This is a genomic window from Pseudomonas sp. XK-1 (assembly GCF_038069885.1).
Classification (GTDB): Bacteria; Pseudomonadota; Gammaproteobacteria; order Pseudomonadales; family Pseudomonadaceae; genus Aquipseudomonas.
The window spans coordinates 57,122-80,352 of the sequence record NZ_JBBPES010000009.1; the positions used below are offsets into that span (position 1 = coordinate 57,122).

Genomic DNA, 23,231 nt, shown 5'->3' on the forward strand with positions numbered 1-23,231 from the left:
CGCGATGGATTCGATTACCCAGGCCGTGCTCGGTGCCACTATCCAGGGCACCCTGCTCGGCCGTTGGCAAGGGCGCAAGGCCCTGCTTTACGGGGCCATGCTCGGCACCCTGCCGGATATGGATGTAATCATCGACTACGGCGATGCCGTAGCCGACATGACCTACCACCGCGGCTTCAGCCATTCGCTGATTGTGCTCACCGGCCTGGCCCTGCTGCTGACCTGGCTGACCCGGCGCTTGCGGCACAATCCGGGCTATTCGACGCAACGGCTGTTTTTCACCCTCTGGCTGGTCCTGCTCACCCACCCGCTGCTGGATGCCTTCACCAGTTACGGCACCCAGCTGTTCTGGCCGCTGATGCCGACGCCCACCGCCTGGTCGAGCATCTTTATCATCGACCCCCTCTACACCTTGCCGCTGGGTATCGCCGTGGTTATCGGCCTGCTGTATGGGCTGCGGGACAAGACGCCCAGGGTTCCGGCCATCGCTCTACTGCTGTCGACCCTGTACCTGGCCTCAACCCTGGGCGGCAAATATATGGCCGAACAACGGGTGGAGGCCGAACTGGCCCGCCAGGGCATCCAGGCCGATGCCCTGTTCAGCACGCCGACACCCTTCAACAGCCTGTTGTGGCGGGTGATCGTGCTGGAGGGTGAGGATTATCACGAAGTGCTGGTCAGCTGGCTCGACAGCGCCCCGCCGCAGCTCGGCAGGATTGCCCGCGGCACCCGGCTGGCCGCAGCCCTGGCCGACTCGCCGGCGCATGCACGCCTGGCCTGGTTCACCGACGGCGTGCTGCGCTACGACCAGCTCGGCGATCAGTTGGTGGTAACCGATATCCGCCTGGGCATGACCGGCTTTCATCCCTTCCGCTTCGCCTTCGCCACCTTGGAAGACGGCCAATGGCGCATACACGATGAAATTCAGCGCCTGCCCTTCGAACGTGGCGATATAGACCGCCTGCAGTTGCTGCTGACACGCATCTGGCAGCCCGAAGTGAATGTGCCGCTGGTGGCCTGGGCCAACGAGCTGGGCAAACCCCTGACAGGCCATAGAGAAACGACCTGCGTGGGCAATCCAGGGTTGAAAACGGCCTGCTAGTCGCGCATGGGATAGCGGCGACAAGGCTGGGCGGGCCGCTCGGGAGCGAAGCGACAGCCCGACAGCCCGACAGCCCGACAGCCCGACAGCCATGGTGCACTGCCTGCGGCGAGTGATCCCCTACGGATCTCGGGTTGCCCGAGGGAATGGATTCGCTACCCAAATCCGGCTCTCGTAGCCCGGATGCAATCCGGGAAGTCGGTATCTACCAACTACCAGACCGCTCCCGAACGGCGCAAATCCCCCGGTTTACCTCAGGTACGGAACTGCGCGACCAGTCCCTGCAACTCGACACCCAGGCGTGCCAGTTCGGCACTGGAGGCGGCGGTCTGCTCGCTGGCGCTGGCGCTCTGCTCGCCGATATCGCGCACCCGGGTCACGCTTTCGCTGATATTTTCCGCCACCGCGCTCTGCTCTTCGGCGGCCGCGGCGATCTGCTGGTTCATCTGTTCGATGGTGCTCACCGCCAGGGTGATCCGCCCCAGGGCATCGCCCGCTTCGGCGGCCAGGGTCACGGTACGCTGGGTCAGGCTGCGGCTGCTTTCCATCTTTTCCACCGCCCCCTTGGCCATGCCCTGCAGGCTGACGATCAGGCTTTCGATCTCCTCGGTGGAGTCCTGGGCGCGTTTGGCCAGGGCGCGCACCTCGTCGGCCACCACGGCGAAGCCGCGGCCCTGCTCGCCGGCCCGGGCCGCTTCGATGGCCGCATTGAGGGCCAGCAGATTGGTCTGCTCGGCGACAGTGCGGATCACCTCCAGCACGCTGCCGATACGCGCGCTCTCCTGATTCAGCGCGGCAATGGCTTCAGCCGACTGCTCGACCTCCCGGGCCAGGCTGCCGATCTGGCTGACCGCCTGTTGCACCACGCCGTTGCCCTGCTGCGCCTCGCGGTCCGCATCGCGGGCGGCCCGGGACGCCTGCTCGGCGTTCTGCGCCACCTCCTGCACGGTGGCGGCCATCTCATGCATGGCGGTGGCGGTCTGTTCGGTTTCCATCTTCTGGTTCTGCACCCCGGCGCTGGTTTGCGCGGTGATCGCCGAGAGCTGTTCGGCGGCGGCGGCAATCTGGCTGACGCCACCGCCGATACGCCCCACCAGGGTGCGCAGGCTGAGGCTCATGGCCTGCATGGCCGCCATCAGCTGGCCCACTTCATCGCGACGATTGTGCTGCAGGTCCTGGCTAAGATCGCCCTCGGCAATGCGCCGGGCAAAGGCCACGGCCTGGCGCAGCGGGGCCACGATGGAACGGGAAATCAGCAGGGCCGCCAGCATGCCCAGCACCACGGCCGCCAGGCCCATGGCCCCGAGCAGCAGCAGGGCCTGGCGGCTGTCGGCGGTCATCGCCTGGTCTTCGCGGTCCTTGGCTTCCCCGGCCTGGGCCAGTACGGCACGTGCCTGTTCGACCATGGCCTGCTCACTGGCATGGCTTTGCTCGCGCATCTGCTGGTAATTGGCAAAGGCCGTCTGGTACTGGGTCAGGGCCTGCAGAGCCGACTCGATGGCGCGCTTCTGATCGTCGTCCAGCCAGACCATCAGGCTGCGCGCGACAGTCTGCAGGTCGTCGTTGATATAGGTCCATTCCTCCAGGGACTCGGCCGAGCCATCGATAATGAACTGGCTCTCATGGCCACGCAGATCGAGCATGCGCTTGCTCAGCCCCGAGGCGGTTTCCGCCAGGGTCAGCGGGTCACTGCCACGCAGCTTGTCACCGGCCAGGCGCAGCTCACGCACGGCGTCGTACATGTCCAGCTCGATCACATCGAACTGATCGCGCGCCTCCCCCGCCGCTTCGCGCATCGTCGTGCGCGCCTGACGTGCATTGCCCAGCTGCTGAACAAAGCCATCGAACTGACGGCGGTAATCGGCAATGGCCTGCTGCATACCCTGCAGACGGGCGCGGTCCTGGGCCGCACTGGCTTGCAGTTGCTCGGCCAGCAGCGCGTCCACCTTGTCCAGCTGGTCACGCATCCGCGCCGCCGCCTCGTCGTTCTGGCGCAGGGCGAAATCCCGCTCGAAACGCCGCGCCTGGAGAATCATGCCGTCGATCGCCGACAACCGAGCGACATTCTCATGGCCCTGCAGCACCGCCTGCACCGCGAGAAAACCACTGCCGGTCACCGCAATGGTCAGCAGCAACACCAGGCCGAAACCACAGAGGAGTTTTTTCCCGACGGCAAGATCGGCGAACAGGCGGGCGGCAGACGACATGGCAATGACTCCGTTTTTATTATCGGGCGGCCTGACAGCGGCGGCTCCTTGTAATGACTGCAAGCAGTTTAGCCGCTACCCCTGCAACCCCTGCGCCAGCCCGGGGGAAAAATCGAGATTGGAGCTGCAGGCTGCATCACAGCTGGCCTGCTACGAATCGAGGAGCGCCGATCCAACGGCGTCAGTTTGTCGGCAGCCTCCGCAGTCGGCGACTTTCCGCCGCGACCCAGACCTAGATGGCGGCTTATCGCCATCAGCTAGACCCAGCCCGCGGCCATAACAGCGCAAAGGCTTAAATGGGTAGAAAGCAGCCCGGATCACATCCCCGCTGCTGTTGTAGGAGCGGGCCATGCCCGCGAAAGTATCTGGCCTCGCGTAGTTCTCAGACATGGAACTGCGCAGTCCCGCCCGTGCCTACAAGGAGTTGCTGCATGCCGCACCTAACGGCTATATCGCCATAAGAAAGGGGGCATGCCCTTACGGTCATGCCCCCTGCTTCGTCCAGCGTAGAACCTTTTAACGCCCGGCCAGTACCGGCATCACCCGCGGCCGCAGCAGTTCACCCAGCACCGTGAGCAGGCCGATGGCTCCGGCGATCCAGTACCACTGGCTGACCGGGTCGAACAGCAACCAGTCGAGGGCGTGGAGGAACACCACCATGATCAGTACCGGGCTGACATAGCGCACCATAAACAGCCAGAGGGCATAGCCCAGTGGTGGCAGGTTCAGCTCATCACGCATGATTTCGTCACGCAGGGCATAGCCCGCCAGACAGACCAGGAAAATCCCGCCCAGAGGCATCATCCAGCGCGAAGTCAGGTAGTCCAGCCAGTCGAAGAAGTTCTTGCCCAGCGGCGTCCAACCGGACATCAGATTGAACGAGAGCATGGCCAGCAGGCTGATCACCAGCAGTACGCCGCCAGCCAGGACCGCGGATTTCATCCGACTGATGCCGTGCTTCTCGTTCAGATAGGCCACCGTGGCTTCGATCATGGAAATCGCCGAGGTCAGGGCGGCAATCGACACCATGGCGAAGAACAGCACGCCGAAAACGGTGCCGAACGGCATCTGCTGAAAGGCCAGCGGCAGGCTCATAAAGATCAGCCCCGGCCCCGCACCCGGGCTCATGCCGTTGGCGAAGATGATCGGGAAGATCGCCAGCCCCGCCAACAGCGCCACACAGGTATCGCACAGGGCGACAACGAAGGTGGTGCGGGCAATCGACTGGCCGTCGGGGATATAGGAGCCGTAGGTGAGAATCGCCCCGGAGGCCAGGCTCAGGGTAAAGAACGCATGGCCCAGCGCGGCCAGCAGTGCTTCACCGGTGATTTTCGAGGCATCAAAGGTGAACAGGAAATCGAAGCCAGCGCTGAAACCGCCACTGGTAAAGGCATAGCCCACCAGAATCAGCAGCATCACGGCCAGGCCTGGCATCATCCAGCGCACGGCACTCTCGATGCCCTTCTGTACGCCTTTGGCAACGATCCACAGGGTCAGCAGCGCCACCAGCACACTCCAGCCGCCGAGCTGCCAGGGGTTGGCATTATGCGCCTCGAACACCCCGCCGAGTGCTTCCACACTGGTGGCAGCCAGGGAGCCGTCGAGCATTTTCACGGTGTAGGCAAAGGCCCAACCGGCCACCACTACGTAGAAACACAGGATCATAAAACCGGCCAGCATGGCCATGCCGCCGACCGCCTTCCACAGGGGGTTGCCGCCATTTTCCTTGACCACCCGCCCTATCGCATCGATGGGGCTGCCACGGCCGCGGCGGCCAATGGCGATCTCGGTCATCATTACCGGAATGCCGATGGCCAGGATGCAGGCCAGGTACATCAGCACAAAGGCACCACCGCCGTATTCGCCGGTGATGTAGGGGAATTTCCAGATATTGCCCAGGCCCACAGCGGAGCCGGTTGCAGCAAGAATAAAGCCCCAGCGCGAGAGCCAGAGGTTCTTCGGTTTTTCACGGGTCATGCGTCACCTGTTTGTTTTTATCTGTGACGAAATGGAACCCGCAGCGCTTGTGGCGCGGCGGAGTGCAAGGCATTCAGGTCGGTTTAAAGCGAGTGCGCTCGGCTATGCCGCTTTGCGCCTACCTGGGGTCGCCGGATTCGCCAGACCCTAGCGGCGGCGAGGCCGGCTGAGATCACTGAGCGTCGGGTTGCACCTCCGGCGCGGCCTGCTTAAAGGCGTCCAGAGATTCACAACGCGCCGCCATGGCGAGAATGCGTGGGTACGCATCGAGGTCACAGTTAAAACGGCGGGCATTATACAGCTGTGGCACCAGACAGGCTTCCAGATATCCAGGCCGTTCGCCAAGCGACAGCCGATCATCGAATACCGCAAGCCCAGCCTCGACCGCAGCCATGCCCTTGTGCAGCCAGTGCTGATACCAGGCGTCTTTCTTCGCCTCGCTCACCCCCAGCTCACCGGTCAGGTACTGCAGCACCCGCAGGTTGTTCAGTGGATGCAGATCGCAGGCAATATGCAGGGCCAGGGCACGCACCTGGGCGCGCTTGGCGGGGTCGCTGGGTAGCAGCGCTGGTGTCGGAAACACCTCGTCGAGGTATTCCAGAATCGCCAGGGACTGAGCGATACGCACCCCGCCGTTATCTTCGTCCACCAGCAGCGGCAGCAGCTCCTGCGGATTCAGCGCCTGGTAGTCGGCGCTGTGCTGCTGGCCGCCATCCTTGACCAGATGCACCGGCACCTGCTTGTAGGGCAGGCCCTTGAGGTTAAGCGCGATACGCACCCGGTAGGCGGCGCTGGAGCGCCAGTATGAATAAAGGGTCAGCATGGACATTCTCCCAACGTAGGAGCGGGGGGAACGCCTAGTTCCATGCCCGCGATGCTTTTCGTCGCCGATGCTCGCGGGCATGGCCCGCTCCTACAAAATCAACCTTTGTACTTCTCCACTACCTGATCAATCGCGCCAAACAGGCTATGGCCGGCGGCGTCGAACATCTCGATACGCACCCGGTCACCGAACTTGAGGAACGGGGTTTTCGCCTCGCCGCTCTCGATGATTTCCAGCATGCGTTTTTCCGCCAGGCAGGAAGAACCCGCGCTGCGGTCGTAGTTCGACACCGTGCCGGAACCGATGATGGTGCCGCAGCCCAGCGGCCGGGTCTTGGCAGCATGGGCCACCAGGGTCGGGAAGTTGAAGGTCATGTCCACCCCGGCGTCCGGCTGGCCGAACAGCGCGCCGTTGATATGCGAGACCAGCGGCCGATGCACCTTGCCATCCTTCCAGGTATCGCCCAGCTCGTCCGGGGTAATCGCCACGGGCGAGAAGCTGGATGAGGGTTTGCTCTGGTAGAAGCCGAAGCCCTTGGCCAGCTCGCCGGGAATCAGGTTACGCAGCGACACATCGTTGACCAGCATCAGCAGCTGAATATGCCCGGCGGCCTCGGCAGCGGTCGCGCCCATCGGCACGTCATCGGTAATCACCGCAATCTCGGCTTCCAGGTCGATGCCCCAGGCCTCGTCGGCCATCTGAATCGGGCTGTGCGGTGGGATAAAGCAGTCGGCACCGCCCTGGTACATCAGCGGGTCATGCCAGAAGCTTTCCGGAATCTCGGCACCGCGCGCCTTGCGCACCAGTTCCACGTGATTGACGTAGGCGCTGCCATCGGCCCAGTGATAGGCCCGCGGTAAGGGGCTATGGCAGGCGGCCTGATCTAAGGCAAACGCACCCTCCTCCAGGCCATCGTTCAGGCGCTGATAGACCGCCTCCAGCTTGGGTTTGGCCACGGCCCAGTTATCCAGCGCGGCCTGCAGGGTAGCGGCGATGGCCGGCACTTTAACAGCGCGGCTAAGGTCGCGGGATACCACAACCAACATGCCGTCGCGGCCTTGATTCAGTGATGCGAGTTTCATCAGGATTCCTTGCCCGGCGCACGCCAGGAATTCACATATTCGGGAACATCCACCACGGCAGCGGCTTCGCCGACTTCCAGGGCGCGGCGGGTATCGATCATCACCGCCACCTCATCGATAAAGCTGGCCGGATCGGTCTGCGCCTTCTTCAGCGCCTTGGGGTGCGGGCCGTGGGGGAAGCCGCACGGGTGCAGGGTGACCATGCCCTGCTCGATATTGTCGCGACTGAAGAAGTTGCCACGGTGGTAGAACAGCACTTCGTCGTAGTCGTCGTTGTTGTGATAGAACGGCACCTTCAGCGCGCCAGGGTCGCTTTCCACCGGGCGTGGGGTAAAGGTGCAGATGACAAAACCGTTGGCCACAAAGGTGGTATGCGCCGAGGGCGGCAGGTGGTAGCGGTGGCTCATCAGCGGGCGGATATCGCGCCAGTTGAGGCGCACCACGGTGTTGTCGCCATGCCAGCCGACCACATCCAGCGGGTTGTAGGGATAGGTCACGGTGCTGACCTGACCGCGCCGCTTGATGCGAATCTGCCAGGTGTTTTCGTCCTGCTGGGCCTTGAAGGCGTCATCGATGCGCGGATGATCGAGCACCGCTGGATCGAAGATCGCCTGCGGGCCGAGCAGGCCCTTGTCCGGCAGCTGATAGGCACCGTCGGTGCTCTCGATCAGCAGCATAAAGGTCGGTTCACTGGCCTCGATGCGCCAGGCAGTGCCGCGCGGAATCAGCAGGTAATCGCCGTCACGGTAGGTCAGATGGCCGAAGTCGCAGTAGAAGTGCCCTGCCCCCTCATGGATAAACAGCAGGTCATCGCCATCGGCGTTACGCACCAGATGGCGCATGGCACCGTGGGTTTTCCACACGCGCAGCTTCACATCGCTGTTATGCAGAGTGAGCGGCGCGGCCAGCGGGCAGTCACGCTCGCTGGAAATATCATTGAAGTTGAACGCATGGGGGCGCAACGACCCCTGCCAGTCGATCCAGCCGGTGGGCGGATGCTTGTGGTGCAGGTGCGCGGTGGGGCCAAAAAAGCCCTCGCGGCCCATCTCGCGCTCGTAAGTGCCCTCGGGAAAGTCGCAGTGCGCCTGACGCGAACACTCGCCTTCACGCAGGGGAAAACTGATCCAGTTACGGCTCATGGCCGGTGTCTCCTCAACTCGACAGCTGTGGCGTAGGGTGGGTTAGGCGCAGACACGGTGAGCAGGATTGCCCCTGGTACCGGTGCGCCGTAACCCACCATTGCGGTGTCGGATTAATCAGCCTTGATCACGCCGCGCTTGATCTGGTCTTCCTCGATGGACTCGAACAGGGCCTTGAAGTTGCCTTCGCCAAAGCCCTGGTTACCCTTGCGCTGGATGATCTCGAAGAAGATCGGGCCAATCACAGTATTGGTGAAAATCTGCAGGAGGATGCCGTCATCACCCGGCGCGCCATCGATCAGGATGCTCAGTTCACGGAGCACGTCGGTCGGCTCGCCATGCCCGGCCACACGGGTGTCGACCTTGTCGTAGTAGGTGCCGGGAGTGACCATGAACTGCACGCCATTGGCCCGTAGCTGGCGCACGGTGGCGTAGATATCCTCAGTGCTCAGGGCGATATGCTGGATGCCCTCGCCGTGGTACTCGCGGATAAATTCCTCAATCTGCGACTTGTCGTCGGCCGACTCGTTGATCGGGATGCGGATCTTGCCGCAGGGCGCGGTCATGGCGCGCGACAGCAGACCGGTGAGCTTGCCTTCGATATCGAAGTAGCGGATCTCGCGGAAGTTGGCGATGCGCTCGTAGAAGCCCGACCACACGTCCATCTGTCCGCGCTTGACGTTGTGGGTCAGGTGATCGAGTTCCATAAGACCGACCGCATTGTCGTTTGGCGTGCGCCCTTCGATATATTCGAAATCGACGTCGTAGATGCTCTTGTCGCCGTAGCGGTCCACCAGATACAGCAAGGAGCCGCCGATACCCTCGACGCAGGGGATATTCAGCTCGCCGAAGTTGGCGTGGCTGCCCACCAGCTTGGCACCCTGGGATTCCACATAGGCGGCGGCCTGGGCCGCGTTCTGTACACGGAAGGCCATGGCGCAGGCACTCGGGCCGTGCTTCAGGCCGAACTCACGCACGTGCCCAGTGGGGCTGCCGTTAAGCACGAAATTGATATCGTTCTGCTGGAACAGCCAGACCTCTTTCGAGCGGTGCTTGGCGGTTTCGGTAAAGCCCATGGCGGTGAACAGCTCACGCAGCTGCTGGATGCCTTCCGGAGTCGGCGCGGTGTATTCGACGAACTCGAAGCCGTCGGTGCCGATGGGGTTGTGCTGCTCGATCTTGTTCACGGCGTTCATTGCGCCTCCTCGTTGTTGTTTTGATCAGCCGCCGCGTCAGCGGAATTGACCTCATAACAACCGAGCGCAGCCCCGCTAACAAGAGCAGCAGCGGGTAAGAACAACATCCTGAATGAGCTTAAACGGCAGACTTTCCGTACAGATCCAACAACCCGAGCGTGTTAACACCAAAAACACTCGCCTAACGTAACGTATTATTTACATCGTGGTGCGCCAGACTGCCACTCTTACACTGGTGGGTAGTGCCCAGCACCCTCTTACGCAGTTACCACGTGCGCACTGGCCGCGAACAGCAAAAAGCCCGGCCAATGCCGGGCTTTTGCCATAATCAGCTTGCGCGTGGAACAGACTCAGATACCGGATTCACCGGTCGAATCATCACCATTCGCGTCGCTATCAGTTGCGCCCTCACCCACAGTTTCAGCATCCTCAGCATCCTCAGCATCTTGCTTAGTGCTGTTCGAGAAGGCATTTTCCAAGCCCAGAACTGCGGCCAATGCTGCTGGTGTGGAGGCCACAACGGACATGGCCTTGGCCAAACCAGTAGTTGCCTTAGAACTCGCAGCTGCCGAGGTGGCTGCGCCGTGACCTTTACTCGAGTTGGCAGATTGGCCCTTGCCTTGGCCCAAACCATGCCCGGAACCGTTGCCGGAACCTTGGCCACCACCGTGACCACCGCCATTACCACCACCGTGGCCACCACCGTTTCCACCACCATGGCCACCACCGTTTCCGCCACCATGGCCACCACCTTCCTTGGCATAGGCGGTGCCTAATAACAGATGACCGTCATGATTGAGGCCACCGGTCAACATCAAGGCGCAAGCCGAAACAGCGAGAAGCGTGTTCTTCAGCATGGCAAAGTCTCCAGAATTCGATGAGCGAAGAAATACATTCGGATGCTCGTTCAAGTACACCGGTCAGTACTCTACTCCCTTGGCGTAGGCTGCCAATCGCCGCCAGGCAGCTACCCGCCTGGCAAACGTGAGCGTCCTCGCAATTCAGAAAAGACAACAGCCTGTGAGTGTTTGCGTGTTACTGGGCTGTTCATCTGCGCCACTAAACCAGAGGCTCTTAATGGCAGCCACGGCTACTGAATAGCTGGCCAGTTGCTCGACTGCAGCCGCTCCAGTGCACAGTGGAGCGGCAACGCTGGTCAGTGCTGCAAGTGACCATATAGCTTGGCATACAGCCCGCCTTCGGCGATCAGCTGCTGGTGGCCGCCATCTTCGGCGATGCTGCCGCCGTCGAACACCAGCACCCGATCCGCCTGCTTCACCGCACTCAGGCGGTGGGCGATGATCAGGGTGGTGCGGCCGTTGAGGAACTGGTTAAGCGCCTGATGCAGGGCGTATTCGGTGGCGGCGTCGAGGGCAGAGGTAGCTTCGTCGAGGATCACCACCTTGGGTTCGGCCAGGACCATACGGGCGATCGCCAGGCGTTGGCGCTGGCCGCCGGACAGGCGCACGCCGCTGCGACCGACCATGCTGTTCAGGCCTTGCGGCAGGCTGCGGATGGTGTCGGCCAGCTGAGCGATTTCCAGGGCACGCCAGCACCCTTCATCACTGCGTTCGCGCCCCATGCACAGGTTGGCGCGCACCGTGTCGTTAAACAGCGCCGGGTGTTGCAGCACCACCGCGACGTTTTCGCGCACGCACTCCAGGCCGATGTCCTCCTGGCTGCTGCCGCCGAAGCGGATAGTACCGGCCTGGGGTGTGTAGAGCCCCAGCAGCAACTGCACCAGGGTGCTCTTGCCGCCGCCGCTGGCCCCGACTATGGCCACCTTCTCCCCAGGCGCGATGCTCAGGTTGAGGTGGTTGAGGACCGGTTCATCGTTGTAAGCGAAAGTCAGCCCGCTGACTTCGATACCCACGGTGTCGCGGCCCTTGAACGGGTCGACCCGCCCCGGGTAGTGCGGCTCGTCCTGGCGCGCCAGCAGCTGGTTGATCCGGGTCAGCGCGCCGCCGGCGGCATAGAAGGCGTATTGCAGGCTGAGCAGCTGCTCGACCGGACCGATCATAAACCACAGGTAACTGAACACCGCGAGCATCTGGCCGATCGACAGGTCGGAGAACAGCACGGTGAGCATGGCCGCGGCGCGGAACACATCGATACCGAACTGGAACAGCAAACCGCTGGCACGATTGGAGGCATCGGTCCTCCACTGCGAGGCCATGGCATGGTCGCGCACCTCCCGAGCCCGGCCGCCGAGACGACCGAGGAAGAAGCCCTGGCGGTTGCCGGCACGGATTTCCTGGATCGCATCCAGGGTTTCGGTCAGCGCCTGGGTAAAGCTCGCCGTGCTGTCGTTTTCCAGTTTCTTCAGGTGCTTGACCCGCTTGCCCAGCAACACCGTGGCGTAGATCACCAGGGGGTTGAACAAGAGGATCAGCAGCGCCAGCTGCCAGTGCATCCAGATCAGGATGGCCGAGGTGCCGGCCAGGGTCAGCATCGCCACCAGAAAGCGGCTCAGGGTCTCGCCGACGAACTTGTCCAGGGTCTCCAGATCGGTGATCAGGTGGGTGGTGACGGTACCGCCGCCAAGGCTTTCGTATTCGCCGAGGGAGATGCGCTTGAGCCGTTCGATCAGGCGGATGCGGATACGGTAAACGATGTCCTTGGACAGGCGCGCGAACAGCTTGGCCTGCAGCACGTTGAAGATCAGCGCCGAACCGCGCAGCAGCAGGGTCAGCACCAGCATCAGGCCGATATAGCCGGCAGCGGTTTGCCATTGCCCGGGCAGGAAGTTGTCCATCACCTTGAGCGCCGCATCGCCGTCCTGCAGCAGCACTTCGTCGACCAGCAGCGGCAACAGCAGTGGAATCGGCACGCTGCACAGGGTGGCGAACAGCGCCACCAGATTGGCCAGGATCAGGGCTTTCTTGTGGTGCAGGGCCAGCCGGCGGATTTCCGCCCAGCTCAGGCGATCAGGCATGGGCCGCACGCTCCAGCCAGCGCGCAAGCAACGGCTGCAGCACTTCAAGGGGTTGATAACCGTTGGTCAGCAGCGCCAGCTGGCCGTTGCGTTCGGCCAACAGGGTGGGGAAACCGGCGATGCCCAGGTCCTGCACCCAGCTGACATCGGCAGCGGTGGCGTCGCGTTGCGCGGCACTGTCGAAGGCTTCGGCAAACACGATGCGCGGAACCCCGGCGCGCTCGGCCAATTCCACCAGCACGCTGGCGCGGGTGACATCCACACCTTCGGTATAGAAGGCGCGCTGGATCAACTGAGCCAGCGGCCAGACCATATCCGGAGCCAGGCTGCGCGCGGTGACCAGAGCGCGACAGGCCGGCTCGGTGTCGTACACCAGCCCCTCGGGCAGGCCGGCTTCGAAGTTGAACAGCTGACCGGTGCTGGCATTGACCGCCTGCCAGTAGCCCAGGTAACGCACCCGGGCGGCCGCATCAATGGCCACGCCATCACGGCGCAAACCACCCAGCACCAGCTGCAGGCCGACGCCTGCCGCCGCAGCCTGCTCGGCAAGGGACTCGAGCACCGGGGCAAAGCCCCAGCACCAGGAACACATCGGGTCCATGACATAGAGCAGGCGTGCGTGCATGGTTAAGCCTCGCGCGATTGTCGGGGGTTGTAGCCCAGCGGGTGCGGCTGATTGCGCGCCTTGGCCAGTTCGATCTGACGCTGACGCTCGCGGGCACCGGCGCGGGTTTTCTCCGGCAGCGAGTCCCAGCAATGTGGGCAACTGACGCCCGGGGTGTAGAACTCGGACTGACGATCTTCCACCGACACCGGGGTGCGGCAGGCGTGGCACTGGTCGTAGTCGCCTTCGGAGAGGTCGTGGCGCACCGTCACCCGGTTATCGAAGACGAAGCAGTCGCCCTGCCACTTGGTTTCTTCCTGCGGCACTTCTTCGAGGTACTTGAGAATGCCGCCCTTGAGGTGGAAAACCTCTTCGAAACCCTCACCGAGCATATAGCTGGAGGCCTTCTCGCAGCGGATGCCGCCGGTGCAGAACATCGCGACCTTCTTGTGCTTGGCCGGGTCGAAGTGCGCCTTGATGTAGTCGGGAAACTCGCGGAACGACTTGGTTTTCGGATCGACCGCACCCTCGAAGGTACCAATCGACACCTCGTAGTCATTGCGCGTATCGATCAGCAGCACTTCGGGGTCTGAGATCAGCGCGTTCCAGTCCTTGGGCTCGACATAGGTGCCGACCTTCTGGTTCGGGTCGACGCCGGGAACGCCGAGGGTGACGATTTCCTTCTTCAGCTTGACCTTGGTGCGATAGAACGGCTGCTCATCGCAGTAGGACTCCTTGTGGTCGATATCGGCCAGGCGCGCATCCTGGGCGAACCAGGCCAGCAGGCCGTCGATACCGGCGCGCGAGCCGGAGACAGTGCCATTGATGCCTTCCTCGGCGAGCAGCAGGGTGCCCTTGATGCCGTTGTCCAGCATGGCCTGCAGCAGTGGCTCGCGCAGGGCCTGGTAATCGGGCAGGGAAACGAATTTATACAGCGCGGCGACAACGATCTTGTCAGTCATGTGCATGTCCTTCAGTAGTCGCCCACGTAAAGGGCGGACCGGGATACAAAAAAATACGCCGACCCAGGGTTGTTCACCTTGAGCCGGCGGTGGCGCAGTTTACGTTTCTTCAGGCACGGCGTGTAGGGGCCAATTGTCTCAGAACCGGTTTACGATCTGCTGCGCGTCGGCCCTGCTGCGTTAAAAGCAGGCTCGGATGCTCATGTACAACTCGTACACTCCGCGTCCTCGCCTGCTTTTGCCTTGCTGGTCTCTAGCTCGCGAGATCGTAAGCCGGTTCTCAGTGGCCGCCCTTGCAGGTCGGCGAGGCCGGCACGCTGCCCTGCTCCGCCCATTCGTCGGGGGTGTAGGTGTGCAAGGCCAGGGCATGGATCTGGCCCATCAGCTCGCCAACCGCGGCATAGGCCTTCTGGTGGCGCTTGACCGCATTCAAACCGGCAAACTGCTGGCTGACGATCACCGCCTTGTAATGGGTTTCCAGCCCCCGGCTGTGCATATGGCTTTCATCCAGCAGCTCGAGGTGCTGGGGCTGCAGTGCGGCAAAGGCCGCCTGCAACAGATCGATTTTCGGCATCAGAGCGCTCCCTTTATGGCGTCTTGGGGGGCAGCTTGGCGCTCATCTCTGCCAGCAGCTTGTTGACCTTGGGCACCGCGCTTTCCAGCTTGCTCTGGGTCAGCTGCGCCGACTGTGCAGTCAGGGACGGCATCTGCTCCAGAACCTTCTTGCCCAGGGGCGACTCGTAGAAGGTGATCAGGTCTTTCATTTCCTGTTCGTTGAAGTTGCTGGTGTACAGCTTGATCATGTCCGGCTTGAGCTTATCCCAGCCGATTGCCTGCTCCAGCGCGGCATTGGCCTGGGCCTGGTAAGTTTCCAGCAGGGCCCGATTGCCCGACGCTTCCTTACTCTCGGCAAAGCGCTGGGCAAACATGTCCCGCACCTGGCCATAAACCGGTACCGCCAGCTTGTCGGCGTGAGCCAGCAGCAGAAAACGCTCGGCATCGGCGGCATGACTGCGCGCATCGGCGAAAACCTGGGCACTGGTGCAAGCCAGCAGCAGCGCGGCACAGAGGGCGGATAAACGTGGCATCGATGACTCCTGGGTAAAGGATAGAGCCCTGTTGGACCCCTACAACCCGCATTTTGTCCCCAAGCACCGTGTGCACTCAAGCGTGGCGCAGCGCACAAAGCGACTGTGCACTGGCGCACTGCGCGCTTAAAGGCCAAAATGCCAGTACTTGCCGGAGCGACTGCCGACTGGTCATGCTCGACGGATCAGCCATTTCCCGCTACGCCGGGTCGACTGGCAACTGCCTGACGCCCGTACACACATGGACGTGTTAGATGAACAGTTTCACCCTTCCAGCCCCCCTGGCAGCCATTGCGCTCTGCAGCGACCAGGGTCAGCTCAATCCGCAGGCCATTGGCTGGTCGCCACGCCCCCTGGTCGATTGCGCTATCCCCGGACACTATGGCCGGCGCAAGCGCTGGAATCACTGGTGCATCACCACGCCGGACTGGATGCTCTCGCTGACCCAGGCGAACCTCGACTACCTGGGCTATGCCGCCGCCTACTTTCTTGACCTGCACAGCGGCCAGGCCTTCGAATTCAGCCAGTTTCGCCTGTTCGGCATCGGCAGCCACCTGCCGGACCATCCCCAGCAAAGCCACGAATTCAATCATCCGCGCCTGCAGCTGCGGGTTACCGAACATACCGGGCGTACCCGGATAAGCGTCAACGCCCCGGATATTGGTGGGCAGGCGCTGCATGTCGCCCTGGATATTCTTCGCCCGGCCCACCTCGACTCGGTCAACCTTGTGGTGCCGCTGGGCCCAGGCAGCTTTCATGCGACCAGCCGGCAACTGGGCCTGCCCTGCAATGGCAGCGTGCAGCTGGGCAAGCAGCACTACAGCTGTGTCGGCGGCCAGAGTTTCGCCTCCCTGGACTTTGGCCGCGGCGTCTGGCCGCTCAACAGCCACTGGACCCGCGCGGCCTTCGCCGCCCCCGGCGGCATCGCCGGCAATTTCGGGGCCGGCTGGACCGATTACAGCGGCCTGACGGAAAACACCCTGTGGTTTGGCGGCGAGCTGCAGCACCTCAATGCGCCGATCAGCATCACCCCGACCACCCCCGGCCTGCTGGCACCCTGGCAGCTCAGCAGCGCGGACGACACCGTCAGCCTGACCTTTACCCCGCGCCAGCGCCATCAGGCCTACCGACGGCTGGGCCCCTTCTATGCCGATACCCAGCAATGGTTTGGTCATTACCAGGGCGTACTGCGCGGCCCGAAGGGCGAACGGGTTCCCGTCAATAATGCCCTGGGCTGGCTGGGCGAGACCCACGCCCGCTGGTAATCCTCGGCGCATTGGAACCTCTGGCCCTTCGCGATAGCCTAAGCTTGCGCCACCTTCCGGAGAGCCACCATGAGCCGTACAGAGACTGACAGCCTAGGCCCCATCGATGTCCCCGAAAACGCCTACTGGGGCGCACAGACCCAACGCTCGCTGATCAATTTCGCCATTGGCGAGGAGCGCATGCCCCTGGCCGTGGTGCACGCCCTGGCGCTGATCAAGAAGGCCGCGGCACGGGTCAACCAGCGCATCGGCGAGCTGCCCGCCGATATTGCCCGGCTGATCGAACAGGCGGCCAACGAAGTCATCGCCGGCGAGCACGATGAACAGTTCCCCCTGGTGGTCTGGCAAACCGGCAGCGGCACCCAGAGCAATATGAACGTCAACGAGGTGATCGCCGGCCGTGCCAACGAACTGGCCGGCGGCGCGCGCGGCGGCAAGAGCCCGGTGCACCCCAACGACCACGTCAATCGCGCCCAGAGCTCCAACGACAGCTTCCCCACCGCCATGCATATCGCCACCGCCCAGGCGTTGCAGCAGCGGCTGCTGCCAGCCATTCGCGAGCTGCGTGACGGCCTGCAGGAACAGGCCGAGCGGCATGCCAAGCTGGTCAAGACCGGGCGCACCCATATGATGGATGCCACGCCGATCACCTTCGGCCAGGAGCTCTCGGCCTTTGTCGCCCAGCTGGGCTATGCGGAAAGCGCTATCCGCGCGGCCCTGCCCGGTGTCTGCGAGCTGGCCCAGGGCGGCACTGCGGTTGGTACCGGGCTCAACTCGCCGCAGGGCTTTGCCGAGGCCATGGCAGCCGAACTGGCGGCCCTCAGCGGCCTGCCGCTGGTCAGCGCCACGAACAAGTTTGCCGCCCTGAGCGGCCACGAGCCCCTGGTGCAACTGTCCGGGGCCTTGAAGGTGCTCGCCGTGGCGCTGATGAAGCTGGCCAATGACCTGCGCCTGCTCGGCTCCGGCCCCCGCGCCGGCTTTGCCGAAGTGCGCCTGCCGGCCAATGAGCCGGGCAGCTCGATCATGCCCGGCAAGGTCAACCCAACCCAGTGCGAAGCCCTGTCGATGCTGGCCTGCCAGGTGCTGGGCAACGACACGACCATCGCCTTTGCCGCCAGCCAGGGGCATCTGCAGCTCAATGTATTCAAGCCGGTGATCATCCATAACCTGCTGCAATCGATACGCCTGCTGGCCGACGGCTGCCACAACTTCCAGCAGCACTGCATCGCCGGCCTGCAAGCGGATAGCGCGCAGATGGCCGCGCACCTGGAGCGCGGCCTGATGCTGGTGACCGCGCTGAACCCGCATATCGGCTATGACAAGGCCGCAGAAATCGCCAAGAAGGCTTATCAGGAGGGCAGCACCCTGCGTGAGGCCGCGCTGCAGCTCGGCTACCTGAACAACGAACAGTTCGACGCCTGGGTGCGTCCCGAAAACATGCTGGAGGCGGGTCAACATGAGTGAAGCAGCAAAGAGCGGCGCAACGCCGCTGGAAGGCGATGGCAAGCGCATTCTGATGATCCTCGGCACACCGAAAAGCGCCAGCCTGTGCCACGCTCTGGGCGAAGCCTATGCCCAGGGCGCACGCAGCAAAGGCCATGTGGTGCGCCAACTGAAACTGGGGGAAATGAGCTACGACCCGGTGCTGCGCGACGGTTACGAGCAGAGCCAGCCCCTGGAGCCGGACCTGCTGGAAGCCCAGCGGCAGATCCACTGGGCCGAGCATCTGGTGTTCGTCTACCCAGTCTGGTGGGGCGGCATACCGGCACTGCTCAAGGGCTTTTTCGACCGCACCTTTCTGCCCGGCTTCGCCTTCAAGTACCGCAATCGCTCACAGCTGTGGGACAAGCTGCTCAGCGGCCGCACCGCCGATCTGCTGGTGACCATGGACACCCCACCCTGGTACTTCCGCTGGATCTACGGCGCACCGGCACACCGGCAGATGACCCGGACCATCCTCGGCTTCAGCGGTATCAAGACCCGCCGTCTGGCGGAATTCGCCCCGGTCCGCCCCTCCTCCGAAGAACAGCGGCAGAGCTGGCTGCGCCGCGCTGAACGCCTGGGCCTGCGCGCCTAGAAGCCTTGGTGTAATCCAGAAGCTATCGCAACCATAGCCCGGTCGTGGTTTTCACCAGGGCTCGCTCAACGATCAGCCGTCGACCCGGGAGCGGAACAGCGCCTGATGCTCGCGGCACTGCTGGGCCGCGAGCAGGAACACGCCATGGCCGCCACGCTCGAACTCCAGCCAGGTGAAGTCGACTTCCGGGTACAGCGCTTCTACATGCACCTGGCTATTGCCCACCTCGACGATCAGCAGGCCACGCTCGGTCAGGTGATCGGCGGCCTCGGCCAGCATGCGTCGCACCAGGTTCAGGCCATCCTCGCCACAGGCCAGGCCCAGGGCCGGCTCATGCTGGTATTCGGCCGGCATATCGGCGAAATCCTCGGCATCCACATAGGGCGGGTTGGAGACGATCAGATCGAAGCGCTGGCCCGGCAAGCCGGCAAAGCCGTCGCCCTGCACGGTGTACACGCGCTCATCCAGGCCATGCCGTTCGATATTCTGGTTGGCCACTTCCAGGGCCTCGTAGGACAGGTCGCCAAGCACCACCTCGGCCTCGGGGAACTCATAGGCGCAGGCGATGCCGATGCAGCCCGAGCCGGTACAAAGGTCGAGGATGCGCTGGGGCTCCGGGCCCAGCCAGGGCTGCAGGTGCTGTTCGATCAACTCGGCAATCGGTGAACGCGGCACCAGCACGCGCTCGTCGACGATAAAGGGCAGGCCACAGAACCAGGCCTCGCCCAGCAGGTAGGCGGTCGGCACGCGCTCATCGATGCGCCGCTTGAGCAGCTCATGCAGGTGCGCATGCTCGTCGTCTTCGAGGCGGCAATCGAGGTAGCTGTCGGCTATTTCATAGGGCAGGTGCAGTGCTCCCAGCACCAGCTGACGCGCCTCATCCCAGGCATTGTCGGTGCCATGGCCGAAAAACAGCTCTTCGCCCTGAAAGCGGCTCACCGCCCAGCGGATATAGTCGCGCACGGTGCGCAAGCGGGTGTTGAGAGCAGGGGTGGCGGTCACGGCAGCGGTCTCCGGGGGCTAAAGATCGCGCATTCTAGCCCAAGGACGCATCCCTGCACGAAAACGCCGCGCTGGTACTCAAGTAGCACTGCCAAAGCCCAGGGGACAGGCATATAATTTGTAACACTTTCTCAACCCTTCCCTCCCCCTCCTCCGAGACCTCCACAAAATGGTCATAGATCCGTTCTCGATCACGGGCTTGCTCGTGCTGGCGATATTCCTGATTGGCATGACGCTGATCGTGTTTGAAGCACAACTGGAAATGGATAAGTTCAAACCGGCGATGTTCATGATGTCCGGTCTGATCGTTATCGGTGCCCACTATGCAATCAACGACCCCAATGGCTTCCAGTATTTCCTCCATGCGCAGAATGAGACCAAGGGAGAACTCTTTGGCCTGATCGCCTTTATGGCGTTTATGTGGATGGTGGTCGAACTGCTCAACGAGCGGAACGTATTCACCGCCCTGAACGGCTACCTGATGCGCAAGGGTCTGGGTGCCAAAGGCATGTTCTGGGCTACCGGGGCATTGTCGGCGCTGCTCTCGCCCTTTCTCAACAACATCACCACGGCGATGATCTTCGGTAAAACCGTCAAGAGCATCTCCACCAACCAGCGCTACACCCATATATCGCTGTGCAATATCGTCGTAGCGTCCAACAGCGGGGTGTGGTTTCTCGGCACCTCGACCAGTCTGATGGTGGTTCTGGCCGGGAAAATCAGCATCGCCGGGCTGTTGCTGCTGATTCCTTCGGCGCTGATTGGCTGGCTACTGTTCGCTGCCACCCTGCACCTGTTCTACCTGCGCAAACTGGACGGCGAAAGCCTGGTGCATATGGCCGACCAGGCGGAAACCGGCCTCAAGCCGGGCGGCGCGGGCCTGGCGATCGTCGGGTTCTTCGCCGTGGTTGGTGCGGTGCTGTGCAATATCCTGCTGAAAGTCAGCATCGAATTCGCCATCGGCATCGGTCTGGGCTTTGTCGCCCTGTATGCCTGGTTGCTGATGCAGCGCGGCATCGAACTGCCCTGGCAGGATCAGCTGCAGAAGGTCGAGTGGAACGCCCTGCTGTTCTTTATCGGCATCATCACTTCGGTGGCCTGCCTCAATCATGTCGGCTGGCTGTCGTATATCTCGCAGCTGTTCGAAGTGATGAACCCCACCGCGGTCAACGTGGTGCTCGGGGTAGCGTCCGGGGTGATGGATAACGTGCCGGTGGAAGCGGCTGCGCTGATGTCAAACCCGCAGCTGGGGCTCAATCAGTGGGCGCTGAATGCGCTGATGGTGGGGATTGGCGGCTCGCTGACCGTGGTCGGTTCGGCCGCCGGGGTGATGGCCATGTCCCTGGACAAGACCTACAGCTTCGGTGTGCACCTGAAGTTCCTGCCGGCCATTCTGGTCAACTTCTTCGGTTCGCTGGGCGTCTGGTACCTGCAGTTCGAGCTGCTAGGCCTCTACTGACCCCAGGCCAAGCGGGCCGCGCCTGGGCATGTTCCAGGCGCGGTTCAGCCGCGCTTCTGGCGACCCGGCTCATCACGTTTGAGACTTAGTTCGCGCAGCACGGCGATGGAAACCGCCAGGGCGAACAATAACCAGAAGTGTTCGGAAAACAGCGATACCAGGCTCATTGGGCAACTCCTTTTGCTTTACGACACCCCATCCTCGGGAGTGGTTCGATTCTGCTCGCCACTTCGGCCACACGCAAGAGCCGCCGCAGCTTGCCACTTTGGCCCATGCCGTCAGCGGAACACTGATTCAAACGCAATCATCCGCAAAGGTTCACAGCAGCAGCCCAGAGGCGGACAATGCAGGAAGTCGTCCATGCCAGCCTGGAGTTCCCTGCCATGTCCATCCCCCAAACCCTGTTCACGTTGACCGGCCGCGGCCATGCACCTGCCAGCCTGAACAATGCGACCCTGCTGATCATTGATGCTCAGGAGGAGTATCGCAGCGGCGTTCTGCAACTGCCGGGGCTGGATGCTGCGCTGGAAGAAATCGCCACCCTGTTGGCTGCAGCCCGCGCCCGGGGCTGCGCCATCGTCCACGTCAAGCACCTGGGTATTCCCGACGGCCTGCTCGACCCACGCGGCCCACGCGGCCATCACCTGCCGGAGGCCGCGCCGCTGCCAGGAGAAATCATCGTGGAAAAACGCATGCCCAATGCCTTTTCCGGCACCGATCTGCACGAACATCTGCAAAAGCTGGGACACTTGGACCTGATCATTTGCGGGTTTATGACCCACTCCAGCATCAGCACCACCGTGCGCGCCACCAAGGACTACGGTTATCGCTGCACCCTGGTCGATAGCGCCTGCGCCACCCGCGACCTACCAACCCTGGACGGCCAGGTGATCAGCGCCGCCGACATGCACCGCGCCGAAATGATCGCCCTGGCGGACAATTTTGCCGCGGTGGTCCCCCGCGCCAGTGCCTTGCTGTAAAGCCGAATGTCCTCACTCGCCGCGTGCAACTCGCGCACCCCGTTGAACCACGCCAGTAGCAGCAGGTCATACCGGCGTTAGCCTCTAAGGAATTCGCAATGAAACCATCCGATGGTTTTGATGCTCGCCGCTTGCGGCCCCGCAGCTCCGGCAACTGGCGCTCGCGCCTCGGTGCAGGGTTGGCAGCGCTGCTGTGCATGCTCGGCGTACTGCTGACCATGGCGGGCGCAGCAACGCTGCTCGGCCGCCCAGCAGCCCTAGGCCCGCTGAACGAGTCGCCGGCCGCCGGCGTGGCCTTTGTGGTAATCGGCCTGCTCCTGCTGTATTTCGCCATCATGTTCTGGCGGCGCTGTCGCCGCCGCATGCGCCAACACAGCGACCTGAGCCTCGCCCCGCACCTGATGAAAAAGCGCGACTGATAGCGGGCCGATCCAGTGCGCACTTGAGCCCGCACCTTGGTTACACTAGCGGCCTTCGCGGAGATATAGGGTCTGTTGCCGTTTCGTCGCGAGCCGCGTTGCTGCGCAAAATCTCGCCATGGCCGGGCGGCGCTCCGCTAGGCGGAGGACGCAGGTAATGGTTGCTCCCTTGCCAAGTCCTCCAACACCGCATGGCGAGATTTTGCGCGCAACCCGAGGGGCCGGGCCTGTTTTAGCGCGATACTGCGTTTCTCGACACTCATTTGGAACAACCAAACTTCGCGTCTCGTGCCTTGCCTCGCGCTAAAACAGGCTCCGGCGCGGCCGCGAACAAAACGGTAACAGACCCTAAATGCAAGACGACGATTTTTCTTTATTCAAAGCTGAGTTGCGCGGCGTCAAACCGATCAAACATGACCGCGCCGACACCGGCAAACCGAAACCCAACCGGGCGCAACTGGCTACCCTGCGCCAGGCCGCGACGGCGCGCGTGGAGTCGGTCAAGGTCGACGGCCTGTCCGACCAGTTCGTCATCGACGTAGGTGCCGAAGACCCACTGTACTGGGCCGCCAACGGCGTTCAGGAAGGCCAGATGCGCAAGCTCAAGCTGGGGCAGATCAGCTTTGAAGGCAGCCTCGACCTGCACGGCATGACAGTGGAAAAAGCCCGCGACACCCTGTGGGAATTTATCGCCGAGGCCAACAAGCTGGAGGTGCGCTGCGTGCGCATCACTCATGGCAAGGCCGTGCGCATGGATGGCCGCAAACCGATGATCAAAAGCCACGTCAACACCTGGCTGCGCCAACACCCACAAGTGCTCGGCTTCACCTCCTGCCTGGCCAAACATGGCGGCACCGGCGCGGTTTACGTGATGCTCAAGCGCACCATGATGGATGGCCGCGACGAGTAAGCAG

22 protein-coding genes and 1 pseudogene are annotated in these 23,231 nt (G+C 62.8%); 8 read left to right on the top strand and 15 right to left on the bottom strand.

Features of this window, described 5'->3' with window-relative positions; genetic code table 11:
- Positions 1-4 precede the first annotated feature (4 nt).
- Positions 5-1,102 (top strand): metal-dependent hydrolase, encoded by a 1,098-nt coding sequence (locus WMW70_RS20535; protein WP_341439323.1) that lies wholly within the window; start codon positions 5-7, stop codon positions 1,100-1,102.
- Between the two features lie 254 nt (positions 1,103-1,356).
- On the opposite strand, the gene WMW70_RS22185 is transcribed toward WMW70_RS20535, so the two are convergent.
- From WMW70_RS22185 to WMW70_RS20595, 13 genes and pseudogenes are all read right to left on the bottom strand, one after another.
- The gene (locus tag WMW70_RS22185) at positions 1,357-2,238 is read right to left on the bottom strand and encodes a methyl-accepting chemotaxis protein (RefSeq protein WP_445942181.1); all 882 of its coding nucleotides are present in this window, start codon (positions 2,236-2,238) and stop codon (positions 1,357-1,359) included.
- A pseudogene (locus WMW70_RS22190) lies at positions 2,215-3,309 on the bottom strand (HAMP domain-containing protein); the annotation flags it as partial. The pseudogene WMW70_RS22190 and the gene WMW70_RS22185, both read right to left, overlap by 24 nt.
- A 516-nt stretch (positions 3,310-3,825) precedes the next feature.
- The gene (locus WMW70_RS20545; protein ID WP_341439325.1) at positions 3,826-5,286 is read right to left on the bottom strand and encodes a sodium-dependent transporter; all 1,461 of its coding nucleotides are present in this window, start codon (positions 5,284-5,286) and stop codon (positions 3,826-3,828) included.
- A gap of 172 nt (positions 5,287-5,458) precedes the next feature.
- Positions 5,459-6,109, bottom strand: a complete 651-nt coding sequence (maiA, locus tag WMW70_RS20550) for a maleylacetoacetate isomerase (RefSeq protein WP_341439326.1) — start codon at positions 6,107-6,109, stop codon at positions 5,459-5,461.
- Positions 6,110-6,207: 98 nt separating this feature from the next.
- Positions 6,208-7,191 (bottom strand): fumarylacetoacetate hydrolase family protein, encoded by a 984-nt coding sequence (locus tag WMW70_RS20555; RefSeq protein ID WP_341439327.1) that lies wholly within the window; start codon positions 7,189-7,191, stop codon positions 6,208-6,210.
- Positions 7,191-8,330 (bottom strand): homogentisate 1,2-dioxygenase, encoded by a 1,140-nt coding sequence (locus WMW70_RS20560; RefSeq protein ID WP_341439328.1) that lies wholly within the window; start codon positions 8,328-8,330, stop codon positions 7,191-7,193. The genes WMW70_RS20555 and WMW70_RS20560 overlap by 1 nt, the downstream gene beginning before the upstream one ends.
- Before the next feature lie 113 nt (positions 8,331-8,443).
- Positions 8,444-9,526: a 4-hydroxyphenylpyruvate dioxygenase gene (gene hppD, locus WMW70_RS20565; RefSeq protein ID WP_341439329.1), complete on the bottom strand. Its 1,083-nt coding sequence runs from the start codon at positions 9,524-9,526 to the stop codon at positions 8,444-8,446.
- Between the two features lie 350 nt (positions 9,527-9,876).
- Positions 9,877-10,383 carry a hypothetical protein gene (locus WMW70_RS20570; protein WP_341439330.1) on the bottom strand — a complete coding sequence of 169 codons (507 nt, stop codon included), beginning with the start codon at positions 10,381-10,383 and terminating at the stop codon, positions 9,877-9,879.
- Positions 10,384-10,682: 299 nt separating this feature from the next.
- The gene (locus tag WMW70_RS20575) at positions 10,683-12,461 is read right to left on the bottom strand and encodes an ABC transporter ATP-binding protein (RefSeq protein ID WP_341439331.1); all 1,779 of its coding nucleotides are present in this window, start codon (positions 12,459-12,461) and stop codon (positions 10,683-10,685) included.
- The gene (locus WMW70_RS20580; RefSeq protein WP_341439332.1) at positions 12,454-13,086 is read right to left on the bottom strand and encodes a DsbA family protein; all 633 of its coding nucleotides are present in this window, start codon (positions 13,084-13,086) and stop codon (positions 12,454-12,456) included. Before WMW70_RS20580 ends, WMW70_RS20575 begins: the two co-directional genes overlap by 8 nt.
- 2 nt (positions 13,087-13,088) lie before the next feature.
- Positions 13,089-14,027, bottom strand: a complete 939-nt coding sequence (gene trhO, locus WMW70_RS20585) for an oxygen-dependent tRNA uridine(34) hydroxylase TrhO (RefSeq protein ID WP_341439333.1) — start codon at positions 14,025-14,027, stop codon at positions 13,089-13,091.
- Positions 14,028-14,307: 280 nt separating this feature from the next.
- Entirely contained in the window at positions 14,308-14,601 is a 294-nt protein-coding gene (locus WMW70_RS20590; RefSeq protein WP_341439334.1) for a BolA family protein, read from the bottom strand.
- A 13-nt stretch (positions 14,602-14,614) separates the two neighbouring features.
- Positions 14,615-15,115 (bottom strand): DUF2059 domain-containing protein, encoded by a 501-nt coding sequence (locus WMW70_RS20595; protein WP_341439335.1) that lies wholly within the window; start codon positions 15,113-15,115, stop codon positions 14,615-14,617.
- A gap of 254 nt (positions 15,116-15,369) precedes the next feature.
- On the opposite strand from WMW70_RS20595, the gene WMW70_RS20600 reads away from it, so the two are divergent.
- The 3 genes from WMW70_RS20600 (at position 15,370) to WMW70_RS20610 (ending at position 18,457) form a co-directional block, all read left to right on the top strand.
- Positions 15,370-16,380 (top strand): DUF2804 domain-containing protein, encoded by a 1,011-nt coding sequence (locus WMW70_RS20600; protein ID WP_341439336.1) that lies wholly within the window; start codon positions 15,370-15,372, stop codon positions 16,378-16,380.
- A gap of 69 nt (positions 16,381-16,449) precedes the next feature.
- Entirely contained in the window at positions 16,450-17,844 is a 1,395-nt protein-coding gene (locus tag WMW70_RS20605) for a class II fumarate hydratase (RefSeq protein WP_341439337.1), read from the top strand.
- Positions 17,837-18,457 carry an NAD(P)H-dependent oxidoreductase gene (locus tag WMW70_RS20610; protein WP_341439338.1) on the top strand — a complete coding sequence of 207 codons (621 nt, stop codon included), beginning with the start codon at positions 17,837-17,839 and terminating at the stop codon, positions 18,455-18,457. The genes WMW70_RS20605 and WMW70_RS20610 overlap by 8 nt, the downstream gene beginning before the upstream one ends.
- Before the next feature lie 72 nt (positions 18,458-18,529).
- On the opposite strand, the gene prmB is transcribed toward WMW70_RS20610, so the two are convergent.
- Positions 18,530-19,459, bottom strand: a complete 930-nt coding sequence (gene prmB, locus WMW70_RS20615; protein ID WP_341439339.1) for a 50S ribosomal protein L3 N(5)-glutamine methyltransferase — start codon at positions 19,457-19,459, stop codon at positions 18,530-18,532.
- A gap of 205 nt (positions 19,460-19,664) precedes the next feature.
- Between prmB and nhaD the strand changes: the two genes are divergently transcribed.
- Positions 19,665-20,918: a sodium:proton antiporter NhaD gene (gene nhaD, locus WMW70_RS20620; protein ID WP_341439340.1), complete on the top strand. Its 1,254-nt coding sequence runs from the start codon at positions 19,665-19,667 to the stop codon at positions 20,916-20,918.
- A gap of 44 nt (positions 20,919-20,962) precedes the next feature.
- Here nhaD and WMW70_RS20625 read toward each other — a convergent pair whose 3' ends face one another.
- A complete protein-coding gene (locus WMW70_RS20625) occupies positions 20,963-21,085 on the bottom strand; it encodes a hypothetical protein (RefSeq protein ID WP_341439341.1) in 123 nt (40 codons plus the stop codon).
- 216 nt (positions 21,086-21,301) lie between these two features.
- On the opposite strand from WMW70_RS20625, the gene WMW70_RS20630 reads away from it, so the two are divergent.
- The 3 genes from WMW70_RS20630 to WMW70_RS20640 all read left to right on the top strand — a co-directional run bounded on the left by WMW70_RS20630 (position 21,302) and on the right by WMW70_RS20640 (position 23,227).
- Positions 21,302-21,898: a cysteine hydrolase family protein gene (locus tag WMW70_RS20630; RefSeq protein ID WP_341439342.1), complete on the top strand. Its 597-nt coding sequence runs from the start codon at positions 21,302-21,304 to the stop codon at positions 21,896-21,898.
- Between the two features lie 98 nt (positions 21,899-21,996).
- Positions 21,997-22,317: a hypothetical protein gene (locus WMW70_RS20635; protein WP_341439343.1), complete on the top strand. Its 321-nt coding sequence runs from the start codon at positions 21,997-21,999 to the stop codon at positions 22,315-22,317.
- Positions 22,318-22,669: 352 nt separating this feature from the next.
- The gene (locus WMW70_RS20640; RefSeq protein WP_341439344.1) at positions 22,670-23,227 is read left to right on the top strand and encodes a Smr/MutS family protein; all 558 of its coding nucleotides are present in this window, start codon (positions 22,670-22,672) and stop codon (positions 23,225-23,227) included.
- Positions 23,228-23,231: the final 4 nt, after the last annotated feature.

Excerpts from the sequence above, each read along its gene's own strand:
- WMW70_RS20535 (WP_341439323.1), top strand. The coding sequence starts at position 5 with ATGGATTCGATTACCCAGGCCGTGCTCGGTGCCACTATCCAGGGCACC.
- WMW70_RS22185 (WP_445942181.1), bottom strand. The coding sequence starts at position 2,238 with ATGGCGGCCATGCAGGCCATGAGCCTCAGCCTGCGCACCCTGGTGGGG.
- WMW70_RS20545 (WP_341439325.1), bottom strand. The coding sequence starts at position 5,286 with ATGACCCGTGAAAAACCGAAGAACCTCTGGCTCTCGCGCTGGGGCTTT.
- maiA (WP_341439326.1), bottom strand. The coding sequence starts at position 6,109 with ATGCTGACCCTTTATTCATACTGGCGCTCCAGCGCCGCCTACCGGGTG.
- WMW70_RS20555 (WP_341439327.1), bottom strand. The coding sequence starts at position 7,191 with ATGAAACTCGCATCACTGAATCAAGGCCGCGACGGCATGTTGGTTGTG.
- WMW70_RS20560 (WP_341439328.1), bottom strand. The coding sequence starts at position 8,330 with ATGAGCCGTAACTGGATCAGTTTTCCCCTGCGTGAAGGCGAGTGTTCG.
- hppD (WP_341439329.1), bottom strand. The coding sequence starts at position 9,526 with ATGAACGCCGTGAACAAGATCGAGCAGCACAACCCCATCGGCACCGAC.
- WMW70_RS20570 (WP_341439330.1), bottom strand. The coding sequence starts at position 10,383 with ATGCTGAAGAACACGCTTCTCGCTGTTTCGGCTTGCGCCTTGATGTTG.
- WMW70_RS20575 (WP_341439331.1), bottom strand. The coding sequence starts at position 12,461 with ATGCCTGATCGCCTGAGCTGGGCGGAAATCCGCCGGCTGGCCCTGCAC.
- WMW70_RS20580 (WP_341439332.1), bottom strand. The coding sequence starts at position 13,086 with ATGCACGCACGCCTGCTCTATGTCATGGACCCGATGTGTTCCTGGTGC.
- trhO (WP_341439333.1), bottom strand. The coding sequence starts at position 14,027 with ATGACTGACAAGATCGTTGTCGCCGCGCTGTATAAATTCGTTTCCCTG.
- WMW70_RS20590 (WP_341439334.1), bottom strand. The coding sequence starts at position 14,601 with ATGCCGAAAATCGATCTGTTGCAGGCGGCCTTTGCCGCACTGCAGCCC.
- WMW70_RS20595 (WP_341439335.1), bottom strand. The coding sequence starts at position 15,115 with ATGCCACGTTTATCCGCCCTCTGTGCCGCGCTGCTGCTGGCTTGCACC.
- WMW70_RS20600 (WP_341439336.1), top strand. The coding sequence starts at position 15,370 with ATGAACAGTTTCACCCTTCCAGCCCCCCTGGCAGCCATTGCGCTCTGC.
- WMW70_RS20605 (WP_341439337.1), top strand. The coding sequence starts at position 16,450 with ATGAGCCGTACAGAGACTGACAGCCTAGGCCCCATCGATGTCCCCGAA.
- WMW70_RS20610 (WP_341439338.1), top strand. The coding sequence starts at position 17,837 with ATGAGTGAAGCAGCAAAGAGCGGCGCAACGCCGCTGGAAGGCGATGGC.
- WMW70_RS20625 (WP_341439341.1), bottom strand. The coding sequence starts at position 21,085 with ATGAGCCTGGTATCGCTGTTTTCCGAACACTTCTGGTTATTGTTCGCC.
- WMW70_RS20630 (WP_341439342.1), top strand. The coding sequence starts at position 21,302 with ATGTCCATCCCCCAAACCCTGTTCACGTTGACCGGCCGCGGCCATGCA.
- WMW70_RS20635 (WP_341439343.1), top strand. The coding sequence starts at position 21,997 with ATGAAACCATCCGATGGTTTTGATGCTCGCCGCTTGCGGCCCCGCAGC.
- WMW70_RS20640 (WP_341439344.1), top strand. The coding sequence starts at position 22,670 with ATGCAAGACGACGATTTTTCTTTATTCAAAGCTGAGTTGCGCGGCGTC.